The organism is Streptomyces lydicus, assembly GCF_000717345.1.
GTDB classification, from domain to species: Bacteria; Actinomycetota; Actinomycetes; order Streptomycetales; family Streptomycetaceae; genus Streptomyces; species Streptomyces lydicus.
In genome coordinates this window covers 68740-88381 of the sequence record NZ_JNZA01000019.1, presented here as the reverse complement: position 1 = coordinate 88381, position 19642 = coordinate 68740, and the positions used below count along the sequence as shown (strand labels likewise).

The window sequence follows — 19642 nt, the reverse complement described above, 5'->3', positions numbered from 1 at the left end:
GAAGACGGCCCAGCATTCCCACGACATGTCGATCTCTGACAAGTAGCGCGAACGCCTGCGTAAAGGCGGTTCTTGCCCTCATCGGTTTGTGCAGATGACGAGGCGGCCGGGGTGGATCCGTGGGTCGTCTCGTGCCGTGAGCTTGGCCATCTGGTCGTCGTTGGGGGTCTTGCCGAGGAAGTGGACGCGGTTGCCGAACTGGTCCAGGCGGACGCGGGCCTCCTCCGCGGAGGGACCGCGGAGTTGTTCATGCTCGTGACGGTCGACCATCAGCGAGAGCCCTTCACCGCGGGTCAGGAGAGCCTCCTGTTGGGCTTCGGCCCGGCATCCGGCCTTGGAGGTCCCGGCGTATCCCTCGAACGTCTGGACGCCGAGGTGTCGGTATGGGATCGCACCGGCGATGTTGCCGCTGGGGCGGCGGCCGATGAACCACGCCAATGTCCTGCTTTTCTCTGCAGAGGTCGTGTGCGGTCGGAACCGTGTGGTGATGGGGCATGGGTGTTCCGGCGGTGCGACGTTCGCGACGATGAGGGCGGTGTGTGTTGCATTCCAGCCTTGCCGGTGCGACGCAGTTCACTTTACTGATCGGCGGATGAGTGGGCGGGGGCACCGGCGTGGGAGCCCCCGCGTCTCGGTCAGCTCCAGGTCATGTTGATCTCGCGTTGGAAATTGGCGTATCCAGCGCGATGGAAGGCGTTCGCCATCGGGACGTTGCCCAAATCTGTGGACGCGCGGATGCGGGGGACGTCCTGCTCAGCAAGGACGCGGGTGCCCTCGGCGAGAAGGTCGTCAATGTAGCCATTGCCGCGGTGTGTGGGAAGGACTGCGATGTAGGCAATGATCGGGTTGTAGCCGTTGTGCGCCGGGATGACGAACCCAACTGGTTCTCCACGAGGTAGCGTTGCGATCCGCCACCAGTCTCGTGGGCTGGTGTAGCGCGCGAGTTCGTCCTCGTAGTGCTTGAGGGCCGCTTCGCGTACGGACATCCGGGTCAGGTCGTCACGGCCATGTGCGTCCAGTGTCCCGTCCAGAACCGAGGCCATGAGAGCCACGAGTTCCTTGGCATCGTGAACCGGCCGGAACACGAGGCGTCTGCTGGGCTCAGGAACGGGCGATTCCGGACGCCATTCCAGACGCAGTCGTTCGACGAACAGCCGGGCACCGGTCCGCTCCAATACCGCCATGCGATCCTCGACGACTTGCCTGGTCACCGCGTTCTCACGCCAGTCCGGCGGGACGAAACGGCTGTACTCAGGGAGACGCGACCCCTTCGAGAGGGTGGCGGCCATTGCGGTGTGCAGAAGTCGCACCCCGGTGTCCACGCGATCGGGATCCGAGGCGCTGTCGTCGATGTCGAGGACATCCAGGATGAGTGGTGCGTCGCCGCCCGGCCGGCTCCACCAGGCTGCCCTGGCCAGCAGGCGGTCACCGCGCAGGGCGACCCACATCCATTCCGGACGTCGGCGGTCAGCGGCAAGGTCGTCCGCCAGTTCCTCGTTGAGGGTGTAAGGCAGTTGGGAGAAGATGTCGAGTTCTTCGCGTCCGGTGATTGGACGCATGGTCAGGTCGTTCTGTTTCACGGTCAGGCACTCTCCGGTGAAGGCTCCCGTCCGCTCCGGGGTCAGAGATGGTCCGAGCCCCGGGAGGACGCAAGCGCGGTGATCATGGGGATCATGGGCTTATCCCTCCTCTCGCTGTCGTGGCCCCTCACCCTCGTGATGGGGGCTCCGCCGTAACGTCTATCCAGGCGCAGCCCCGTCCGCAAGCGCTTTTCGATCACCTTGCTTCCGACAATGCCCGCGTGTCAGCTGCACGTTCCGATCACAGTGGTTCGAGGTGCGGGAAGTCGGCTCACGCGGCTTGTCCCGAGGGCGGCTTCGCGGAGACGGACGATCTCTTCATGCTGGGCGGCGAGCCGGATGCGGTTCTCGTTCTCGGTCCGCTGAGCCGGCGCCACGCAGTCACCCCGGAGCAGCCGACGTCTCGGCAGGAACGTCTCGCCACGCGATACCGGTCCGCAGTACGTAGACGATGCCCGCGAGCGCGGTCCGGTCCGGAACGCGTAGGAGCCCGCAGTAACGGTGGCGCCGCTCGGGAGCGGGAGGCAGCAGCGGAGCGACGCGCGCCCACAGGTCGTCCGGAACAAGATCAGCACGCACTCGGACACCCTGCCGACCAAGATCGCCGAGCACAGGACCCGCGCTCAACTCATTCTGAAACGAGCAGTCAGTCAAGGGTGTACGCCTCGTAGCGGACGGCCTCGGAGGTACGGGCGCCCGAGGCTACGGCGAGGGTGCGGTTCAGCCACCGGTAGCGCTCGTCCCCGGTCTCGAAGCGGCAGAAGAGCCGGAAGTAGTACTCGGCAGGGTCCACCGCCTCTCCGGTGGCCAACCTCCGGAGAACCTCGGGTTTTCCGTGGCGTACGCCGCTGGTGGAGAGGTAGAGAGGTGCGCCGTCGTGGGTGCGCAGCGTGGAGCGGGTATCGATGCTGGCCATGCCGTCGTCGGGGTGCAGCACCTGCCAGTCCGCGCCGCCCGGCAGGATCACCCCGGACAGTCGGGGCCCCTCGAATGTCCCACCGACGATGTTGATCACTCGGCGGCGGCCCCAGTGCGAGTCGCCGAGGTCGAGGATCGGGTCCAGTCTCACCTCGAAGACGGCGAGACTCCTCAGGTTCACCGCACGCTCCACGACGCGCGCTCGTTGAGCAGGGTCGGGTCGAAGCCTGCGGTGCGCTTGTACGAAGCGGCGATCTCCGCGCGCTCCGCGAGCGGGACGGCCTGTTCGATGTCCTTGAAGCCACCGGGAGCCCGCTCGTGGGCGAGCCTCAGGACGACGTCGGGCCCCTGGCGCCGGTTGGCGAGTTGGAGCGCGGTGGTGGCGGGTCTGCGGATGTCCTCGTACGCGGTGGCGGTGCCGGTCGTGGCGAGCGAGTGGGCGAGCACCCGGGCGTCGATGATCGCTTGGGACGCTCCGTTGGAACCGACGGGGTACATGGCATGCGCGGCGTCGCCCAGGAGGACGACGTCTTCTCTTGTCCAGTACGGCAGGGGCTCGCGGTCCACCATCGGGTACTCGAAGGCTGCCTCGGCTCCCGCGATGATTCCCGGCACGTCCAGCCAGTCGAACTTCCAGTCGCAGAAGTGCTCCACGACTGTGGCCAGGTTGGCGGGGCGGTTCCATTTTCCGCGCTCAGGCGGTTCGCCGTCCAGCGGCCGCTCGGCGATCCAGTTGATCAGCCGTCCGTCCCCGATCGGGTAGGCGACGAATTTCTGCGTGCCGTCTCCGGCCATGATCATGGACCGGCCGGTCAGGAACGGTTCGCCGTAGGTCGTGCCCCGCCACAGCATGAGCCCGTTCCATGGCGGTGCCCCTTCACCGGGGAAGAGCGCGGCTCTGACGGCCGAGTGGATGCCGTCGGCGCCAACGAGCAGGTCGGAGTCGTGGCGCAGGCCGGTGATCCGGCTCCCGGTTCGGACGGAGTGTGCACCCAGGCGCTCGCGGACGGCGTCCAGCAGCAGCAGTTGCAGCCTGCCCCGGTGCACCGAGTACTGCGGCCACCGGTAGCCGGCGCCGAGCCCGCGCGGTTCGGACCAGATCGCCTGCCCGTACCGGTTGAAGTACGCCAACTCGGCGGTGGGGACACCGATCTCGGCCAGCCGGTCGGCCAGGCCGAGCTCGGTCAACTCCCTTACCGCGTGCGGGAGGAGGTTGATCCCGACGCCGAGCGGACGGATCTCCTGGGCCGCTTCGTGAATGACGATGTCGTCGAGTCCGGCCGCATGCAGGCTGAGTGCCGTAGCGAGCCCGCCGATGCCGCCTCCTGCAATCGTGATCCGCACAGCATCCTCCCGCGACGATTGTTATGGCCGTAACAATCTCGCGGCGAGCCTCCATGCGCAAGACTCTGTCCGTGGACCGACCAGATCTCAGATACGCCGCCTATGCTCGCGACCGACTGGCGGGCATGCCCTCACCGGCCGACCCGGAGGCATTCGCGCTCGCCTACCACCTGCTCCACCTGTCCTACTTGGTCGTCGCCGACCTGGAGAGCCACATCCACCGCCCGCGCGGCTGGACGCTCCCCGGCTTCCGGCTGATGTTCAAGCTCTGGCTGCTGGGCCCCACCCAGCCCGCCAGGCTTGCCGAGATCTCGGCGATGTCCCGCTCGGCGGTCACCAACGCCATCAACACCCTCGAACGGGAAGGGCTGGTCGAACGCCGGCCAGTCCCCGACGACCGGCGCGCGGTCGCCGCCGGCCTCACTGCCAGGGGCGAGAAAGCCGTCCGGGAGGCGTTCGCCGAGCAGACCCGCCGCGAGCAGCAGTGGTTCGCCACCCTCGACGCCGAGGAACGGGCCACCCTCACCGACCTGCTCACCCGTGTCCTGGCCGCGCGCCCCGAGGACGCCGACTAGGGCCTGTCCGGCGTCCGGCCGCCTCAGGGTGGCCTGCACCTTTTCGGTACTGGCGAGCGGTGTCCGGCGCGTGCAGTGGCAAGGCGGAAGAAGGCGGTAGGTGTCCCAGTCACCGGCGGGCTCGCCCGCGTTGTACGCGTCCTTGACCTCCTCAGTGACCTCCTCAGTGCGCACGAAGCCGGCGGATTGCATCAGCTGCCCGTACTCCACAACTTGGTTCGAGTGCCTGGGCTGTGGTCGCATGGTGGCGATGCTCTCCAACGAACCTTCCGCAGACTCCAAGGCACGGGTACCGGCGAGCCGTGCTCCCCAGGACGGTCCGGCCTCGGACAACCAGGACCCGGCCGAGCCGTCGGCCCCGGGCGGCGAAGAGCCGGACGCCTCGTCGACCCAGGGCAACACCGTCGGCGTCGACTCCGGTACAGCCACCGGCAGCGCCACAGTCACCGACACCGCCGTCACCGACAACGGCACCGACTCGGGCCCCCGCGCTGACGTCGGCACAAGTACCGCCGCTACTGCCACCGCTACCGCTACCGCTACCGCAGCCGACAGCGGCACGGGCTCGGTCACGGCAACTGGCGCCGACACTCGCGTCGCCGGCGCAGCTGGAGCCACAACGGCAGCCGACGCAGGCACTGACAACACGGTCACCGGCGACGGGAAGGAGCACCCACGGGCCGGGCGCAAGCCGCGTCGGATCGTGCGGAGGACCGCGAAGGTGGTCGTCGCGCTGGCCGTCGTTCTTGCTTTTCTTGCGCTGGGGGACCGGTGGGCCGTGCTCTATGCGGAGAACCTGGCAGCGCAGCAGGTGCAGAAGGCGCTGAAGCTACGCGCCGAGCCCGAGGTGCATATCGACAGCTTCCCGTTCATCGGGCAGGTGCTCGCGGGCAACATCGACCACGTCGAGGTCGACGTGCCCGATGTCGACGCCGGGCCGGTCTCCGTCGCTCAGGTGAAGGGGACGGTGGACGACATCCGGATCGTCGGCAGCCTGCCGTCCTCGGTCAAGGGTGCGGTGCTGAGCCGGGTGCGCGGTGACGTCCTGCTGGACTTCAAGGACCTGAACCGCGAAGTGGGCGCGTCGCAGATCCACTTGGTTCCCGGCCCCGAGAAGAACACGGTGCTGGCCGGCGGCGACCTGCCGGTGGGCGGCAAGCAGGCCCAGATCCGGGGGCGTGCGCAGTTGCAGCGCACCGGGGACCGCGGCCTGCGCATGACCGTGCAGGACACGCGCGTGGTGGTGCCCGGCCTGCTCACGTACGTACCGGGCAAGGGCGGTGGCTTGCAGCTGACTGCACCCGTCGCCGACAAGATGGACGAGGGCGAGCTGCAACAGGCGACCGGGAAGCACGTCCTTCCGCAGCAGATGATGAAGGGCCGCGTGCTGGACACGCTCGTGGACCATCCGTCGCTGCTCGAGCCCACCGGCATCGATCCCTCGCTCATCCAGGGCCTACAGAAACTCCGGGAGCCGAAGGTCGCGCAGCAGATGGAGTTCTCCGCGCAGCTGCCGGACAACCTGCCGGGCGACATTCGGCTGCGCGACATCTCCGTGACGAAGACCGGCATTCGGGCGCAGCTCACCGGCAAGGACGTACCGGTGGGCCAGGTCGGGTCCGCAAAGTCAGGGCAGCCGGCGTCGTAGGCAGGCGAGGGTGACCAGGGCTTCGTAGCGGCGCCCATGAGTGCCCGCGGTGACCATCCGGCCGGTGCGGCAGTCCGCCACCGACGCCCTGCTGTCGGCCTACGCCGACTTCAGCACGGAGGCCACCGGGCAGCCGTCCCGCCCCGAGGACGCCGCAGCGCTGCCGGCCGACCGGCGGCCGCTGCCGCATCTGACGCTCGACCTCCTGGCCCCGGAGGGAGAGGGCGCCGCCCAGGTCACCGCAGCGATCGCGGGTGAGGCAACACCTCGCAGAGATCCCTCAATAACGCACACTTGCCGCAATGTCGGTGAGGGCCTCTGCAAAGGCGCCCATGTATCCGTTGGCACCTGGGCTGATCCAGTTCAAGAGAGGGCCCGTGATTCTGAGGTCGTACTCGGGACGGGTAGTCGCTTCCTCAGTCGGTACCTCCTCGTAGGTGGCCGTGAACTGGTGTGATCGCAGGTCGGTCCAGGGGACGAGGACTCTGATGTCGCCGTCCAGCAGGCCCATTCCGAGATCGGAGAGGACGAGGCCGTCCCGGCGCTTACTCCGGCGTAGATAGGGCCATCGCCAGATGCCGATCAGTTCGGTCTGTGGTCTCAGCCAGTGGGTCTCCCTTGCTTGGCGCGCGGCTCGCGACTGCTGGTCCCAGACGAGCGTGACACCTACGACGCGGCCCATGCGCTGGAGCCGTGATCGGACGGCGGATACTTTTTCGGGAGTCAAGGCTTGGCCCTGTGCCTGACCAACGGCAGGTGACGGCTTTTCCCGGAACGAGCTGTCGGGCACCACAAGCCCAAGCGGTACCACTGCGGCCGAAGCATGCGCTGGCCGGCTGGGCGCGACGACCTGCGGGCTGACCGGCAGCACGGCATGCCCCGGGTGGAAGCTTTCACGAGGCACGTGCGCCACGGTCAGCCCCTGCTTTTCCTGCCTCGCCCAGAGGAGCGGGGTCTGTCTGACCCGAGTTGCCGCGAAAACCTCGCAAACGTACTCGTGCAATTCCTGCACGCTCACCAGACCGTCTCCGTTGCGGTCCGTTCTGGCCCGCGCGCAATCCCTCGATGACGGCGCCAGTGAAGTGCGACGGCTCAGGTTCCAGCTCGCTGAGGTGGTTGCCTTCCCAGGCGTACTCCATGCGGTTGGTTGCCGTGAGCACTGCATGGCCATATCCGGCCAAGGCGTCCCAAACGTGCGCGGTGGTGTCGCTGCTCTTCATGCCAGGCAGGAACGCACCGCTGAAGCAGCAGTCCAGCAGGAGCACGATGGAACGGGAACGACAGTCGTCGACGTAGTTGCGCAGGTCCTTCGCCGACACTGATGTGGAGTCAAGGAGATCTTGCTCGGTGTCCCGGGCGGCGAAGAAGAGCTCGCCATGTTGTTCGTCCTTGATCCCGTGGCATGAAAGGTGCAGCAACAGCACGTCGTTGGGCTTGCGGTTGCGGAAGAATTTCTGGATCGCACGATTGATCTCGTAGTGGCGTGCATCGACGACCGTCGTGACGGAGAAACCTCCAATTCGAGGATCTCCGAGCACCTCGGCCAGTCCCTCGGCGTCCCGGGCCGGCGATCGCAGACGCCGCAAGCCCGGATCGTCGTAGGTCCCTGTGGCAATCAGCAGAGCGAACCGTCCGTGAGACACGACCGGAGTCTCACTCTCCCCCGGCTCCGCCGGGATCCTGGACGGGCTCGGACATGTGTGGGACGGCGGCCGCGGACCGATGCCCCGCCTGCCGGGCAAGCCACCCATCGATCACCCGGCGCTGGTCCGCGGAGGAGAGCGCATTCAAGTCCAGGATGTCCTCCCCAATCGTGAGGAACGCCGTGCGAACAGGCCGGTGCTCGATCCATTTCTCCACCAGCCGTACCACCTTGGACAGCACGAACGGGAGCGCTGTGACTACGAGTGCACCCGCGGCGATCACGTCACCGGGTTTGGCCCCTTGTACGTCGGCCGGCGAACTCGCCAGCACGACATCGTCGACATCAAGCTCGAGCAGACGCTTCCGCAGGTCGAGCGTGTACGCCTCCAGTTCCTCTGGATAGCTGTCCTCGGTGCTCACTAGCACGACGCGCACGGACTGCGGCGCCCCATCAGAAATGATCAATGTCCTCACCCTCTGGGTAACGGTCAAACGCTAATGGTGAAGTGATGACCAGGCTGTCCTCCTGGGCCGGGAAGCCATGAGGTCAGGTGGTCACGAGCGGTCGCGCCGTGCCATGCGGCGCTGACCGGGTCGGTGCATCCTGCGGTACGTCTGTTCCGCGTCGTGAAGGTAGGCGGTGACCAGCCCGGGGGTCTGCTGGGCCAGAGCGCGCAGGACGGTGAGGGCTTCGGTGAGGTGCGCCCGAGCCCGCGCCTGCGCGGTCCCGGCCTGCCAGTCGGCTCGGGCTTGCGCGTAGAGCGCGACAGCGAGGCGTAATTGGTGGGCGGTAGGGTCTGCAGACACCAGCCGACGGCTCAGGACCACTGCCCGGGCGGTGGCCTGTGCGGCCTCCTCGTACTGCTTGGTCTCGGTCAGACGCAGGCCGAGGTGGGCGAGCGCCCATGCCACCTCGTGCTCGTGAACCGCCGGGCTCTGCGCAGCGAGTTCCTCACAGAGGCGCACGGCGTCGCGGGTCGCTGTGAGGGCCGCGTCGAGGTCGGTGGCGTCGGTGGCGAGGTGGTGGCCATAGGTGAGCAGCAGGGCCGCCCGGGCGGACTGTGCCTCCTCATCCGTACCCAGCTGCAGGCTGACCGCCTGTGCGAGGAGGGGTAGGCCCTCGTCCGGCCGAGCGGTCTGTGCCAGATGTCTGCCGAGACTGGCCAGCGTCGCGCTTTGCAGCTGCTCGCGCGAGGGGCTCAGCGCGTCATCGGGCAGGTCCGCGGCCATGTCGGCGGCCATGCGCAGAGTGTCCCCGGCGTCGGGCTGCCCGTGGACGTCCCGCTGGGTGCCGAGCACGCACAGGGCCCATACGAGCAGTGCTCGGTGGGAGGGTTCTACCGGAGGGGGGTAGTCCCAGATCCTGACGGCCTCTTCGGCGACCGGCAGTGCCTCGTCGTGACGGCCCGCCTCGGTCAGTGCGTATGCCTGGGCCACAAGTGCCTGGCCAAGTAGCGGCCGGTGCTGTGTGCTCTCGGACATCAGTTCCCGGTGGATCGCTGCCGCTCTGTTCAGAGGATCCCTCGCCTCGCCATGACGTCCCAGACGGGTGAGGGTGACACCGAGGAGAGTCAGCTCCTCGGCGTAGCTGGGCCGGTGGGCGGCGGGATCGCGCCGTGCCAAGGCTGCCCGGACCTGCAGTGTCTTGTGCAGGGCGTCCGGCACTTCGTCGGTGCGGCCCAGGATGAGAAGAAGCAGATGACGGATGGACAGGGCTGAGACGAGGGGTGAGGCGTAGGCTCGCGGTTCCTTGCTCATCAGTCCCTGGTAAATGTCCACCGACTCCTCGGCGGCGTGCAGCGCTTCCTGCGGCTGGTGCAGGCCGCAAAGACACACCGCCTTGTTCGCCAGTGCGGTGGCAAGCACTCTGAGAGCAGAGTCGGCCGGGGGAGCGGCCATGTTGTCACGGCTGATACCGATGGCTGCGTCGAACGTATCAAGGGCCTCGTCCAGCTGGCCGAGGTCCTTCAGATGCAGGGCCAACGTGTTCAACGCGGTCCCCAATGCCGCGAGATGGGCCCGCGGATTCTGCTCGCTCAGTGCTCGGTAGAGACTCACGGCCTCACGGGCGGCTTCCAGTGCCTCGTCGCCACGGCCGGCCTGGGCCAACTCGTCGGCGAGCGTGTTCAGCGCCATGGCGAGATCGGCTTGGTGCGCGCCTGGGCTCGTCGCGGCGATGGGCCGGTACAGGTCCACGGACTCCTGAGCTGCCGCCAGGGCCTGCGGTGCCCGGCCCGCCTTGTCCAACTGACATGCCAGGGTGTTCAAACTCGTCGCCAACTGCTCTCCGTACGCAACCTGATCGCGTTGGGCGAGGGTGCGGTAAAGGCCGACGGCGTCCTGGGCCGTGGCCAGGGCCCGGTCCTGGTGCCCTGCCTCCTCCAGATCGATCGCCAGGGCATTCAAGCTTCGTGCCAGGGCGGGCAAGTAGGCGGCGGGGCGCTCGCTCGCCAGCTCACGCCGGATGTCCGCGGACTCCTCGGCGTATCGCAGCGCCTCGGCATGTCGGCCTGCGTCGCGCAGACACGAGGACAGGGTGCCCAGGCCCATGGCCAAACCGGCACGGTGGGCGTCCGGACGGTCCTGCGCCAAGGCACGGTACAGCGCGACGGCCTCGCCGGCCTCACCGATCCCCTCGTGCACACGACCGGCCTGCTGCAGGCGGATCGCCTGGTTGTTCAGGGCAGCCGCCAGGTCCGGCCGGAAGGTGTCACCGTGTTGGTCGACCAGGTGTCGGCGTACCGCAATGGCTTCCCGGCTCGCGGCCAGGGCAGCCGGAAGCCGCCCAAGTTCCCCCTCGGCGTTGGAGACGGCGTTAAGGGCGTGCGCCAGTTCGGGCTGGGACGCTCCACCGTCCCACTGGCCGACCCGCCGGTAGAGCCGGACGGCCTGGTAGGCGGGGAAAACGGACGCCTCGCGCCGCCCCAATCGACCCAGGGCCACGGAGATGTTCAGCAGGCACGCGGCAAGCTGCACCTCGTAGACGCGCGGTTCCTGGCGTGCCAGGGAGCGGAGCAGCCGAAGCGCTTCACGGGCCGTCTGGTACGCCTCCGCCCAGAGCTCCGCATCACCGAGCCGGCCGCACAACAGGCGTAATTGCCCGGCCAGATCGGGCAGGTGCGCCGGATCCTGTGCGGCCCGGGCCCGGTGCAGCCGAACGAGCCGCTGCGACAGGTGCAGTGCGAAGTCCGCCAGCCGGTGCGTGGGGCGCGGAACGTGCCCGTACAGTCGGAGCAGTTCCGCGGGGTCAGGTTCAGGGGCGTCAGCCAGCCGGTACAGGGCGGCCAGCAGCGGATCCGGCCGTTCCACCTGAACGGCCACGTCGATAGCCGTAGTAGCCAGCGTGTGCGCGTGCCGGACACACAGCTGTGTGAGGTCGGCGTCCAGGCGGCCACGGTGGGTGGAGTGACCGGCTGCGCGGGTGAAGACCGTCAGCAGGCGGGTGGCCTGGGCCTCGCCGGCGCCCTCCAGCAGTCGTTCGGCGAGCTCGGGTTTGCTGAGCAGATATCCCCCGACGAAGCACTCGGCGAGTCGGTCCGGGTGAAGGCTTCCCCAGACCTGTGACCGGTCGGGCGGCGGATAGAGCTGGGCGATCCATTCGCTGACGGTGTCCAGGGTGTTCGGGCTGTACCGTTCCAGGCCCGGTACCCGGGCGAGGAGGGCGTGAGCCTCCTGCTGGTCGTGCGCGCCGCAGAGGAAGACGGCGGTGAGCGCGGCCTCCACGTCCTTGGTCCGGCTCACGCCCGACGCCTCGCCGACAGCCCGCCAGTAGACACGTTCGTGGCTCAGCAGTCGTTCCTCCGCCGACCCGGGGGCGTCGGGAGACGGTGGCGGGCGATCACCACCCTCGTCGACGGCGTCCGCGGCGGCATCCAGCAGATCGGCGAGGGCGGTCATGTGCAAGGTGAGCGCACTCTCCATGCCCGGGAGGTGTAACCGATGCGCGGGCAGAGCCAGCACGCGCGCTGCAAGGGCCGGCCAGTCGTGCTCCTCCTGCCCCAGCACCTGCGGCAGGGCACCGGCCAGTGCGTCGACAGCCTGGCGATAAGCGTCAACGCGGTCGTCGGCGTGCTGCTCGAGCGGCGACAAGAGCGTGCCTCGCACCGCATACAGGTCCTCGATGCGGGCGCGGTCCTGCAACTCCGGCCACCAGTCGTCGGCGGTCCGGGCCAGCAGCAACACCTTGAACGGTGTCGTCTCCGGGCTGCGCAAGGCTGCGCGCAGAAGGGCGAGCAACTGCTCCGGGCGTGTTTCCGCATAGTCGACGACCACGGCCACAGGGCCAGGCGGGCTGCTGAGTGCGGTCAGGTCGGCGACCGCGGCGTGCCGGCCGAGCCAGAGGACGTTCCACTGCTCCTGCACCAGTTCGTCGGTGAAGTGGCGCGCGAGCCGGGTCTTGCCCTGCCCTCCCGGCCCGTACACCAGATGCACGCCGAAGCCTGGCTCAGCGCACCAGGCCGCCAACTCCTCCAGTACGCCGGCCCGTCCGCGGAAGGGGACCACGGCACGGTGTGCCTCCAGCAGGGCCGATGGGGAACGGGGCGGTCGAACCCTGCCGACCAGATCGTCCCATTCCTGCCATCTCTGCTGAAGGTCCGGACCGGGTGGGTGGAAAGTCAGGGTGTTGTTGTCGCCAGTTACGACGGCGAAGGCGTTGCCGCCGATCGCTACGGCCCTCTCTCCGACGGCCTGCACGTCAGCTGGCCGGAGTAGGTGCTTCCACCGTGCGGTCACGTCGCACCTCCCTCGTCACCGGTGTCCGCGATGCCGACGTTCCCGCCGGCGGCGATACTGCGCTCCCCCGGCGCGCGCACCGGCTCGGCGGGTTCCATGCCTGCGCCACCTGGCGGGACGGGCACCGCAGGTACGGCGGCCGGATGGATGGGGCGCGCGCCGCGGCGTCGGTCACCGGTGCCGGCGTAGCCGATGCTGCCCCTCACCGCGATCGAGCGGGATCCGCCTGCTTCTACCGGACTGCCGCCGCTCGCATCGGATTCGGTGCGGTGCAGGCTGAAGAGGGACACCACCAGCCCGGCCAGGCCGACGACCGCCCCGACGACGCTTCCGGCCCGATCGGCGGTGTCCAGGTCCACCATCAATGCCAGGACCGTCAGCCCCACCGCGGCCAGGCCGCACAACACCGCCAACGACACAACAACAAATCTCATTCTTGCCGTCATACCGTCATCTTCTCGGCTCACGCCTGGGCGGGGAAGCGAAACGGCGAAGGACCCGTCGCAGGGGCCGACCTGTTGTCTCCGTCACGGAACTCCGCTCGCCGTCACGCTCACCGGCGGGAACCGACACGACGCCACCCACCTCCTGCCGCTGCTGGACGCGGTCCCATCGATCCGGGGACGTCGGGGATGCCCCCGCCGCAGGCCGCGGCGCCTTACTCCGGATCCGCGCGCAGTACGACCTCGGCACAACGTTCAAGCCCGGCTCCGGCGGCCCAATCGACAGCCAGCCGTTCTGACGAGCGGCTGGCCGTTCCACGTTCGCCGTGGCGCCGCTGGGCCCGCCGCCACCATCCGGACCCGGCGCCGGCTTCGCCAGCCGCATCGGGAGCACCCGCGCTCTCGGCCGAGGCCCGGCCCCCGCTGTGGAGCGCGGTCCTGGTTTCCGACTGCTGCTTCCCTGAGGAGCGCGGAGGATTTCGCGGAACTGGCCCGGTCACGCTTCCTGCTGGATCAGAGGCGCGAGGGCGGCGGGCGTATGCGTGCTGGGCGCAACGTTGTTCACCTCCGCCACCGGCTGGAGGATGTCTCCTGCCCGGATGACGCTGATCGGAAGGATCAGCGGCGAGCCATCGTGGACAAGCCACGCCGGCTGATCAACGTGCCAGGTGCACCGGGCAAGCGCATCGAGCACATGATGAGCCGTGATCCGGCTGACGGGCCGAGCAGCGCCGCCCGTAGATCTGCTCGCGGTAGTTCGCCGCATCCCGACGAGCCCCGGCCGTGGATCTCCGCCACGCCGAGTCCACGCCTGGTGAAGCACGCGGTGGTGAGGACCGCCGGGCGTGTCCGGACTTCGCTCAGACCCTCTGCGGCTCGCCGGCGCACCGGACACTTCGAGTACCGGGTGCTGACGCCGAGGCCAAAGCTCCTTGTCAGCCACCTGCTAAAGCCGCACAGCTCGGCAAGCTCTGGCTGTGGCGGCTCGTCAGGGTCACGCGGCGAAGGCCCTGCGGTGATCTTTGAAGCACCTCGACGGTCAGGGCCGCGACGGCCTGACGTCCCGTGCCGCGCGAGATGCCGTAGCGCGCCGCGAGGTCGGCCTCCGTGGGAAGCGGACTGCCGACCGCGTAGTCCTCGCGATCGATAGCCCGCCGCAGCTTTTCGGTGATCTCCTCGTGCCGTGCCGCCATGCCCCCTCTCGCACAGAGTGGTGCGTTGTGCGCACAGCGCGACCAGCGTGGATGAGGCACCGCGACACGTCCTTGCGCGCCATGGATGTGCGGGAATGGTAGCCAAGAGTTTCGAAGTTGTTACGGACCGAACATCGGGAGCGTGCCTACTATGGCCAACTTGTTCGGACGCGTCATTCAGACAAGTTCTCACCCCCCACGTGAATCCCGTGCGTCCACTGTGCCCCCTTGTGTACCCCTCTGGAGATACCGTGACCGAGATCCTGCCAAGGTCCGCCGTTCTTACCGGCGGCATCGTCGCCGCCCTACTCGTCCTCAGCGCCTGTGGTGCGGGCTCCGACGGGGAGAGCGCGGCTACCGCGGTCTCGGCCAAGGACTTCGGAGGCATGGACGCGCTCGTCAAGGCAGCCAAAGAGGAAGGCACGCTGCACGCCTTTGCGCTCCCTCGCGACTGGGCCAATTACGGTGCGCTGATCGACGGCTTCGAGAAGAAGTACGGCATCAAGGTCGAGGTGGAGAATCCGGACGGCGCCAGCCAGGACGAGATCAACGCCGTCACCTCCCGCAAGGGCCAGGGCCGGGCGCCCGACGTCCTCGACCTCGGTAGCTCCTTCGCGTACAGCGCCGCCCAGCAGGATCTGCTCGCGCGGTACAGGGTCGCCGATTACATTGACATCCCCGACGGCCAGAAGGACACGCTGAGCCGCTGGTACAACGGCTACGGCGGCTATATCTCCATCGGCTGCGATGCCAATCGCGTGAAGACCTGCCCGACCACCTTCAAGGAACTGCTCAAGCCGGAGTACAAGGGGCAGGTCGCGCTCAACGGCAACCCCACCAAGTCGGGTTCAGCCTTCGGCACTGTATTCGCGGCCGCCCTCGCCAACGGCGGTTCCTTCGACTTCATCCAGCCCGGCCTCGACTTCTTCGCCAAGCTCAAAAAGAACGGCAACTACACGCCCGTCCAGTCCACCTCGGCCACCATCTTGAAGGGCCAGACGCCGATCGTCCTCGACTGGGACTACCTCAACGCCAAGTACGCCGACGAGTTCAAGGGCAAGGGACTCGACTGGCAGGTCGCGGTCCCAGAGGACGGCAAGTTCTCGCAGTACTACTCGCAGGCCATCAACAAGGACGCCCCGCACCCGGCGGCCGCCCGGCTGTGGGAGGAGTACCTCTACAGCGCCGAGGGCCAGAACCTCTGGCTCAAGGGCTACGCCCGCCCCGCCCTGATGGTCGCCATGGAGAAGAACGGCACGCTCGACAAGACCGCGGCCGCCAAGCTGCCGAAGGTCTCCGGCGCGCCGACAATCCCGACCGAGTCGCAGATGGACTATGCCAAGGAGGACATTGCCCAGGGCTGGGGCAAGGCCGTCTCCAGATAACCGCGACTCTCGCCACGGCCGACGCGGTGCCCGCCGTTCCTTCGGAGCGGTGGCGCCGCGCGGTCAGCCGGTGCCCGCGAATCTCGGCGGCGTCCCGCTGGCCCCCACCACCTTCGCCGGCCCCCTCGGCAACGCCGGTGTCCTGCCGAGGTGTCGTTTTGGTGAGGCCGCCCTCCTCGGCCAGCAACCTGCCAGCAGATTCTTCGTCTGCTGGCGGTGCAGCGGCGGCAACTCGCTGACCTGCGAATATGCCAGCGGAGGAGACCTTCAGCTGGGTGACGGTGCCCTGGGTGGCCACCGCGTCCTCGGAGACGGTCGAGTCCTGGGCTCGCCGATGTTTCCCCCTGAGTACGCCGGTGGCCGCCACGACCTCCTTGTCCTTGCTGAACAGCCGGTCCGGTGCCGTTGAACGCTGCAGGCGGCGCCGGAAGTGCGTCAGCAGCGACGGGTCGAAGGCCGTATCCAGCAGGCCCAGCCCGCAGGCGGCCTTCCATCGCAGGTCGCAGCGCAGTTCCAGGACCGTCTCGAAGCCCGACAGGCCATGCAGCACCACGGCGGCGGCCAGCACCTGGGGCGGCATGGACGGCCGCCCGTTGGACGAGGGATACATATCGGCGAACATCACCGCCGGGAACAGTAATTCGCGGTGCTCGGCCAGTAATGCGAAGACGCTGCCCGGCAGGATCAACTCCCGGCAGGTCTCCCGCACATCGGGCCCGATCGACTCCCCGGCCCGCTCGCCCTGCATGCCCACCAGACTGGCTCCGGACCACAAGATCCGGAGCCAAAACTCCCGACATTTTCAGTGAGCTTCCAGCCGGCCTACCCGTCTGGGGCGCTCGTTCGATCTGAGCCCGCATCAGCGCGAACGGTCCACCTCGCCCTGGGCGAGCGACTGTGTCAGACGTTCCAGGCGCATGGCGAAGGCGGCGGCCTCATCCGGCGGCCACGTCGCCATCTCCTCCGCCACGAAGGACTCCATCGCCCCGCGCAACGCCGTGACTGCCCTCTCGCCCTCGACGGTGAGGGCCAGTCTGGTCGCACGGGCGTCAGCAGGGTCGGGACGACGGGCGATCAGCCCGGCCTCCTGCAGCCTGGTCGCGTACCGGGTGGTGACGGTGCGGTCCATCCCGATCGCCTCGGCGAGCTTGGTGGCGGTGACGGGCCCCACGCGGGCGAGCCCGGACAGCACGGGGTAGGTCGTGGCGTCCACGCCCTCCACCCCGGAGGTCAGCCGGCCGTAGAGCCCGGCACGGGTGGCGCGCAGGGTCAGTGCCCCGATGGCTGAGGCCACGCGGGCGGCGGACGTGCTGTCACGTGTCGTTTTACTCACCCCTCGATGATACGTGCAAGAAGCACGGAGTCCTGCTATCGTCATCTGCGTGCAGAAAGCACGTACATCAAGCACGCAAAGGACAGTCATGTCGCACTCGTCTTCGCACCAGCACCAGCACCAGCACCAGCCCGCCGTGCGCCCGGAAGATGTCCTGCCCGAGGGCATCGACTCGACCGCGATCAACGGGCTGACCGTCCGCAAGGGTTCGGTGGCCGCATTCGTCGCCAACGCCCAACGACTGGACGAGCTCACCGAGGGCACTCCCGAGTACGCGGCCCTCGTCGCGCAAATGCGGGAACTCGCTCCCGCCCTGCGCGCCATCGGTCTCAACGACGTCTTCCGGCCTCGCTCCCCGGCAGTGGAGCGGATCCTCGCCGATGCCGCGTAACGCGGCGCGCGCTGCCGGCGGCCGGGGAAGCGAACACTGCGCACCCGTCGGGCGTCGAATCGTCGGGCGGTGCGCTGGTCGGTGACGATCCGGTCATCGCGGCTTCCCCTCCGGGCCTGTCCCGCCGGGCTTGCCCCACGTGGCCTGCGATCGTCCTGACGCCGCCCCGCCGCGACGGAGGCGGCTGTCAGCTCCGCTGGTCGGAGCAGGTGAAACCGAGCGATGCCCGAACCCCCCGCTGCTGCACAGTGCGTCGGCGTCTGTCTCATCCGACGGCGCTCGAAGCGGGGCACAACGCAATTGGACAAGAGTGAAAGGAAGTGGTTGCCATGCTCGACGTGCTCATCGCCGGGGCCGGTCCGGTGGGGCTCTGGCTCGCCGCGGAGCTGCGCCTGCAGGGGGTGGAGGTGGCCGTCGTGGAGCGCCGGGCGGCACCGGACGGACGGTCGCGCGCGGTCGGCATGCAGGCCGGCACGCTGGACACCTTCGCCACCCGCGGCCTCGCGCAGCGGTTCATCGAACGCGGAACCCCGGTGCCGACCGGTCACTTCGGGGCGGCGACCACCCGGCTGGACTTCTCCACCGTCGGGGCGGTCCACCCCTTCATGCTGGCGCTCGGCCAGTCCGTCACCGAGCAACTCCTGGAAGAGCACGCGGTCGCCGTGGGCGCCCGGGTGCTGCGCGGGCAGGAGGTCGTCTCGCTCACCCAGGGGCCGGACGCCGTCGAGGTGGTGATCCGGGTCGGCGGCACCAACCGGACGGTGCAGGCCCGCTGGGTGGTGGGCTGCGACGGCACCCGCAGCGCGGTACGACAGGCCGCCGGCATCGACTTCCCCGGCCAGGACACCACACTGACCGGGTGGCTCGCCGACATAGAGCTCGACGATCCGCTCACCGCGCCGCTCGCCGCCACCGGGCCGGCCGGTTCGTTCCTGGCGGCCCCGATCGGCGACGGCGTCCACCGGCTGGCGGGACTCTCCACGGCCACCATGCACCGCGGGACCGGCGAACCGCTGACCCTGGAGGAGGTGCGCGAGCAGACCCGCACGCTGCTGGGACGGGACCTCGGCATCCGCAACCCCCGGTGGCTGTCGCGCTACGGCAACGCCACCCGCCAGGCCACGCGGTACCGGGCCGGACGGGTGCTGGTGGCCGGGGACGCGGCGCACATGTTCTTCCCGGCCGGTGGGCAGGGCATGAACCTCGGCATCCAGGACGCCACCAACCTGGGCTGGAAGCTGGCCGCCACCCTCCAGGACCGGGCGGCCGACGGACTGCTCGACAGCTACGACACGGAGCGCCGACCGGCCGCCCGCGCCGTCATCGACAACACCCGCGCGCAGCTCGCCCTGTTCGCCGCGGCGAGCCCGGAGCAGATCGCCCTGCGCGAGGTCTGGTCCGCCGCGCTCGCCGAACCGCAGACCAACCGCCAGTGGGCCCGCCGGCTCGCCGGCTTCGACGACCCGCTCCCCGCCGACACCACACCCGGCGCGCACCCGCTGAACGGCACCCGACTGGCCGGCCTTGCCCTCGACGCGGCCGACGCACCCACCGCCCACCCGTTGATGCACCACGGCCGACCACTGTTGCTGGACCTCGGCGGGACGCGGACACCGTGCCCCGCGGAAGGTTTGGAGCAGCGGGCCGGAGCCGTCAACTCCGAGGCGGCGCAAGCGATCTGGCAGGACGTCACCGCCGTCCTGATCCGGCCGGACGCCCGGATCGCCTGGGCCAGCACCGACACCGACCCGCAGCGCCGGGCCGCGGACTGCCTCACCACCCTGCGCACCCTGTGCCGCTGAACGCCGCTCGACGAGCGCACCCGCCGGCCACGCCTACCCGCACACCGCCCTGGACCACCACTCCCGCCACGCTTACGCCGAAGACCTCCCCGACGAGACCGCCCCCAGATATGCCGCCTTCCTGCGGGCCACCGCCTGGTGCGCCGCCCACGGCATCACCCACCGGAAACGCCTCGAACGTCTCTCCGTCGTGCCAGGACACGGCCATGGCCGCGATCTGCTCCTCCATGATCTTGGCGTAGCCTGTGATGCGTGTTGTCTGGAAGGCCGGTTGGAGCATGCGGCGCTGGCCGCGGTGCCGGGCGTGAGGGCAGGTGACAACGCTGTCCGCGAACAAGTCACCTAGCTTCTCGTAGAACACCCCGCCTACGTCGAAGGTGCGGTCGTCGACCAGCACCTGCCGCAGCAGCTCCGGTAGCGGTAGCGAGGAATCACCGGTGCTACCGGCGTCCCGCTCGCCGCCACTTGACCGGGCGGCGACCGACGATGACCCTAGCCGTTCCTCGTCCGCCGCAGCACCGAGCACGGATCCAGCCTGAGCGCGCCTGGGCGCCCAACGCTGGCTCGCGGAGGGCACGTTGACCCACCTTCACTGGTTCCGCCGGCTGCGGTTCGGCTGCGAGAGTGCGACCACATTCACGAAGCCTTCCTC

17 protein-coding genes and 3 pseudogenes are annotated in these 19642 nt (G+C 68.8%); 5 read left to right on the top strand and 15 right to left on the bottom strand.

What is annotated here, in order from left to right; translation table 11 throughout:
* Positions 1 to 78 precede the first annotated feature (78 nt).
* From OO62_RS19875 to OO62_RS19860, 5 genes and pseudogenes are all read right to left on the bottom strand, one after another.
* On the bottom strand, positions 79 to 438 hold the full coding sequence (locus OO62_RS19875; RefSeq protein WP_051733441.1) for a hypothetical protein: 360 nt from the start codon (positions 436 to 438) through the stop codon (positions 79 to 81).
* A gap of 197 nt (positions 439 to 635) precedes the next feature.
* Entirely contained in the window at positions 636 to 1559 is a 924-nt protein-coding gene (locus tag OO62_RS19870) for a GNAT family N-acetyltransferase (RefSeq protein ID WP_033268879.1), read from the bottom strand.
* A 385-nt stretch (positions 1560 to 1944) separates the two neighbouring features.
* Positions 1945 to 2159, bottom strand: a pseudogene (locus tag OO62_RS38115) (transposase); the annotation flags it as partial.
* Positions 2160 to 2226: 67 nt separating this feature from the next.
* A complete protein-coding gene (locus tag OO62_RS19865) occupies positions 2227 to 2679 on the bottom strand; it encodes a DUF3237 domain-containing protein (RefSeq protein ID WP_228332356.1) in 453 nt (150 codons plus the stop codon).
* A complete protein-coding gene (locus OO62_RS19860; RefSeq protein WP_033268827.1) occupies positions 2676 to 3842 on the bottom strand; it encodes a flavin-dependent oxidoreductase in 1167 nt (388 codons plus the stop codon). Before OO62_RS19860 ends, OO62_RS19865 begins: the two co-directional genes overlap by 4 nt.
* 71 nt (positions 3843 to 3913) lie before the next feature.
* On the opposite strand from OO62_RS19860, the gene OO62_RS19855 reads away from it, so the two are divergent.
* Positions 3914 to 4417 (top strand): MarR family winged helix-turn-helix transcriptional regulator, encoded by a 504-nt coding sequence (locus OO62_RS19855; protein WP_228332355.1) that lies wholly within the window; start codon positions 3914 to 3916, stop codon positions 4415 to 4417.
* A 250-nt stretch (positions 4418 to 4667) separates the two neighbouring features.
* Positions 4668 to 6065 carry an LmeA family phospholipid-binding protein gene (locus OO62_RS40750; protein ID WP_228332354.1) on the top strand — a complete coding sequence of 466 codons (1398 nt, stop codon included), beginning with the start codon at positions 4668 to 4670 and terminating at the stop codon, positions 6063 to 6065.
* A 280-nt stretch (positions 6066 to 6345) separates the two neighbouring features.
* Here the strand turns inward: OO62_RS40750 and OO62_RS39630 are convergent, their stop codons facing one another.
* The 7 genes and pseudogenes from OO62_RS39630 to OO62_RS40745 all read right to left on the bottom strand — a co-directional run.
* Entirely contained in the window at positions 6346 to 6978 is a 633-nt protein-coding gene (locus OO62_RS39630; protein WP_129322924.1) for a hypothetical protein, read from the bottom strand.
* On the bottom strand, positions 6959 to 7708 hold the full coding sequence (locus tag OO62_RS38105) for a caspase family protein (RefSeq protein WP_077191318.1): 750 nt from the start codon (positions 7706 to 7708) through the stop codon (positions 6959 to 6961). Before OO62_RS38105 ends, OO62_RS39630 begins: the two co-directional genes overlap by 20 nt.
* Positions 7709 to 7718: 10 nt before the next feature.
* Positions 7719 to 8201 (bottom strand): hypothetical protein, encoded by a 483-nt coding sequence (locus OO62_RS19840; protein ID WP_051733440.1) that lies wholly within the window; start codon positions 8199 to 8201, stop codon positions 7719 to 7721.
* A 63-nt stretch (positions 8202 to 8264) separates the two neighbouring features.
* The gene (locus tag OO62_RS37040; protein ID WP_129322923.1) at positions 8265 to 12443 is read right to left on the bottom strand and encodes a tetratricopeptide repeat protein; all 4179 of its coding nucleotides are present in this window, start codon (positions 12441 to 12443) and stop codon (positions 8265 to 8267) included.
* On the bottom strand, positions 12440 to 12889 hold the full coding sequence (locus OO62_RS19830; protein ID WP_157850158.1) for a hypothetical protein: 450 nt from the start codon (positions 12887 to 12889) through the stop codon (positions 12440 to 12442). The genes OO62_RS37040 and OO62_RS19830 overlap by 4 nt, the downstream gene beginning before the upstream one ends.
* 493 nt (positions 12890 to 13382) lie before the next feature.
* The gene (locus tag OO62_RS39980; protein ID WP_033268824.1) at positions 13383 to 13580 is read right to left on the bottom strand and encodes a hypothetical protein; all 198 of its coding nucleotides are present in this window, start codon (positions 13578 to 13580) and stop codon (positions 13383 to 13385) included.
* 245 nt (positions 13581 to 13825) lie between these two features.
* Positions 13826 to 14079: pseudogene (locus OO62_RS40745) on the bottom strand (GntR family transcriptional regulator); the annotation flags it as partial.
* Positions 14080 to 14330: 251 nt separating this feature from the next.
* Between OO62_RS40745 and OO62_RS19815 the strand changes: the two are divergent.
* Positions 14331 to 15464, top strand: a complete 1134-nt coding sequence (locus OO62_RS19815) for an ABC transporter substrate-binding protein (RefSeq protein WP_033268822.1) — start codon at positions 14331 to 14333, stop codon at positions 15462 to 15464.
* A 430-nt stretch (positions 15465 to 15894) separates the two neighbouring features.
* On the opposite strand, the pseudogene OO62_RS40740 reads toward OO62_RS19815, so the two are convergent.
* Positions 15895 to 16086, bottom strand: a pseudogene (locus tag OO62_RS40740) (transposase); the annotation flags it as partial.
* A gap of 237 nt (positions 16087 to 16323) precedes the next feature.
* Positions 16324 to 16797 carry a MarR family winged helix-turn-helix transcriptional regulator gene (locus OO62_RS19810; RefSeq protein ID WP_063739034.1) on the bottom strand — a complete coding sequence of 158 codons (474 nt, stop codon included), beginning with the start codon at positions 16795 to 16797 and terminating at the stop codon, positions 16324 to 16326.
* 88 nt (positions 16798 to 16885) lie between these two features.
* Here OO62_RS19810 and OO62_RS19805 point away from each other — a divergent pair, with 88 nt between their 5' ends.
* Both OO62_RS19805 and OO62_RS19800 read left to right on the top strand, forming a co-directional pair.
* Positions 16886 to 17188 (top strand): hypothetical protein, encoded by a 303-nt coding sequence (locus OO62_RS19805; protein WP_051733437.1) that lies wholly within the window; start codon positions 16886 to 16888, stop codon positions 17186 to 17188.
* Between the two features lie 329 nt (positions 17189 to 17517).
* Positions 17518 to 18990, top strand: coding sequence for an FAD-dependent monooxygenase (locus OO62_RS19800; protein ID WP_033268820.1), 1473 nt, complete (start codon positions 17518 to 17520; stop codon positions 18988 to 18990).
* Here the strand turns inward: OO62_RS19800 and OO62_RS41760 are convergent.
* Positions 18962 to 19516: a cytochrome P450 family protein gene (locus OO62_RS41760; protein ID WP_129322922.1), complete on the bottom strand. Its 555-nt coding sequence runs from the start codon at positions 19514 to 19516 to the stop codon at positions 18962 to 18964. The two genes, OO62_RS19800 and OO62_RS41760, sit on opposite strands and share 29 nt — an antisense overlap.
* Positions 19517 to 19642: the final 126 nt, after the last annotated feature.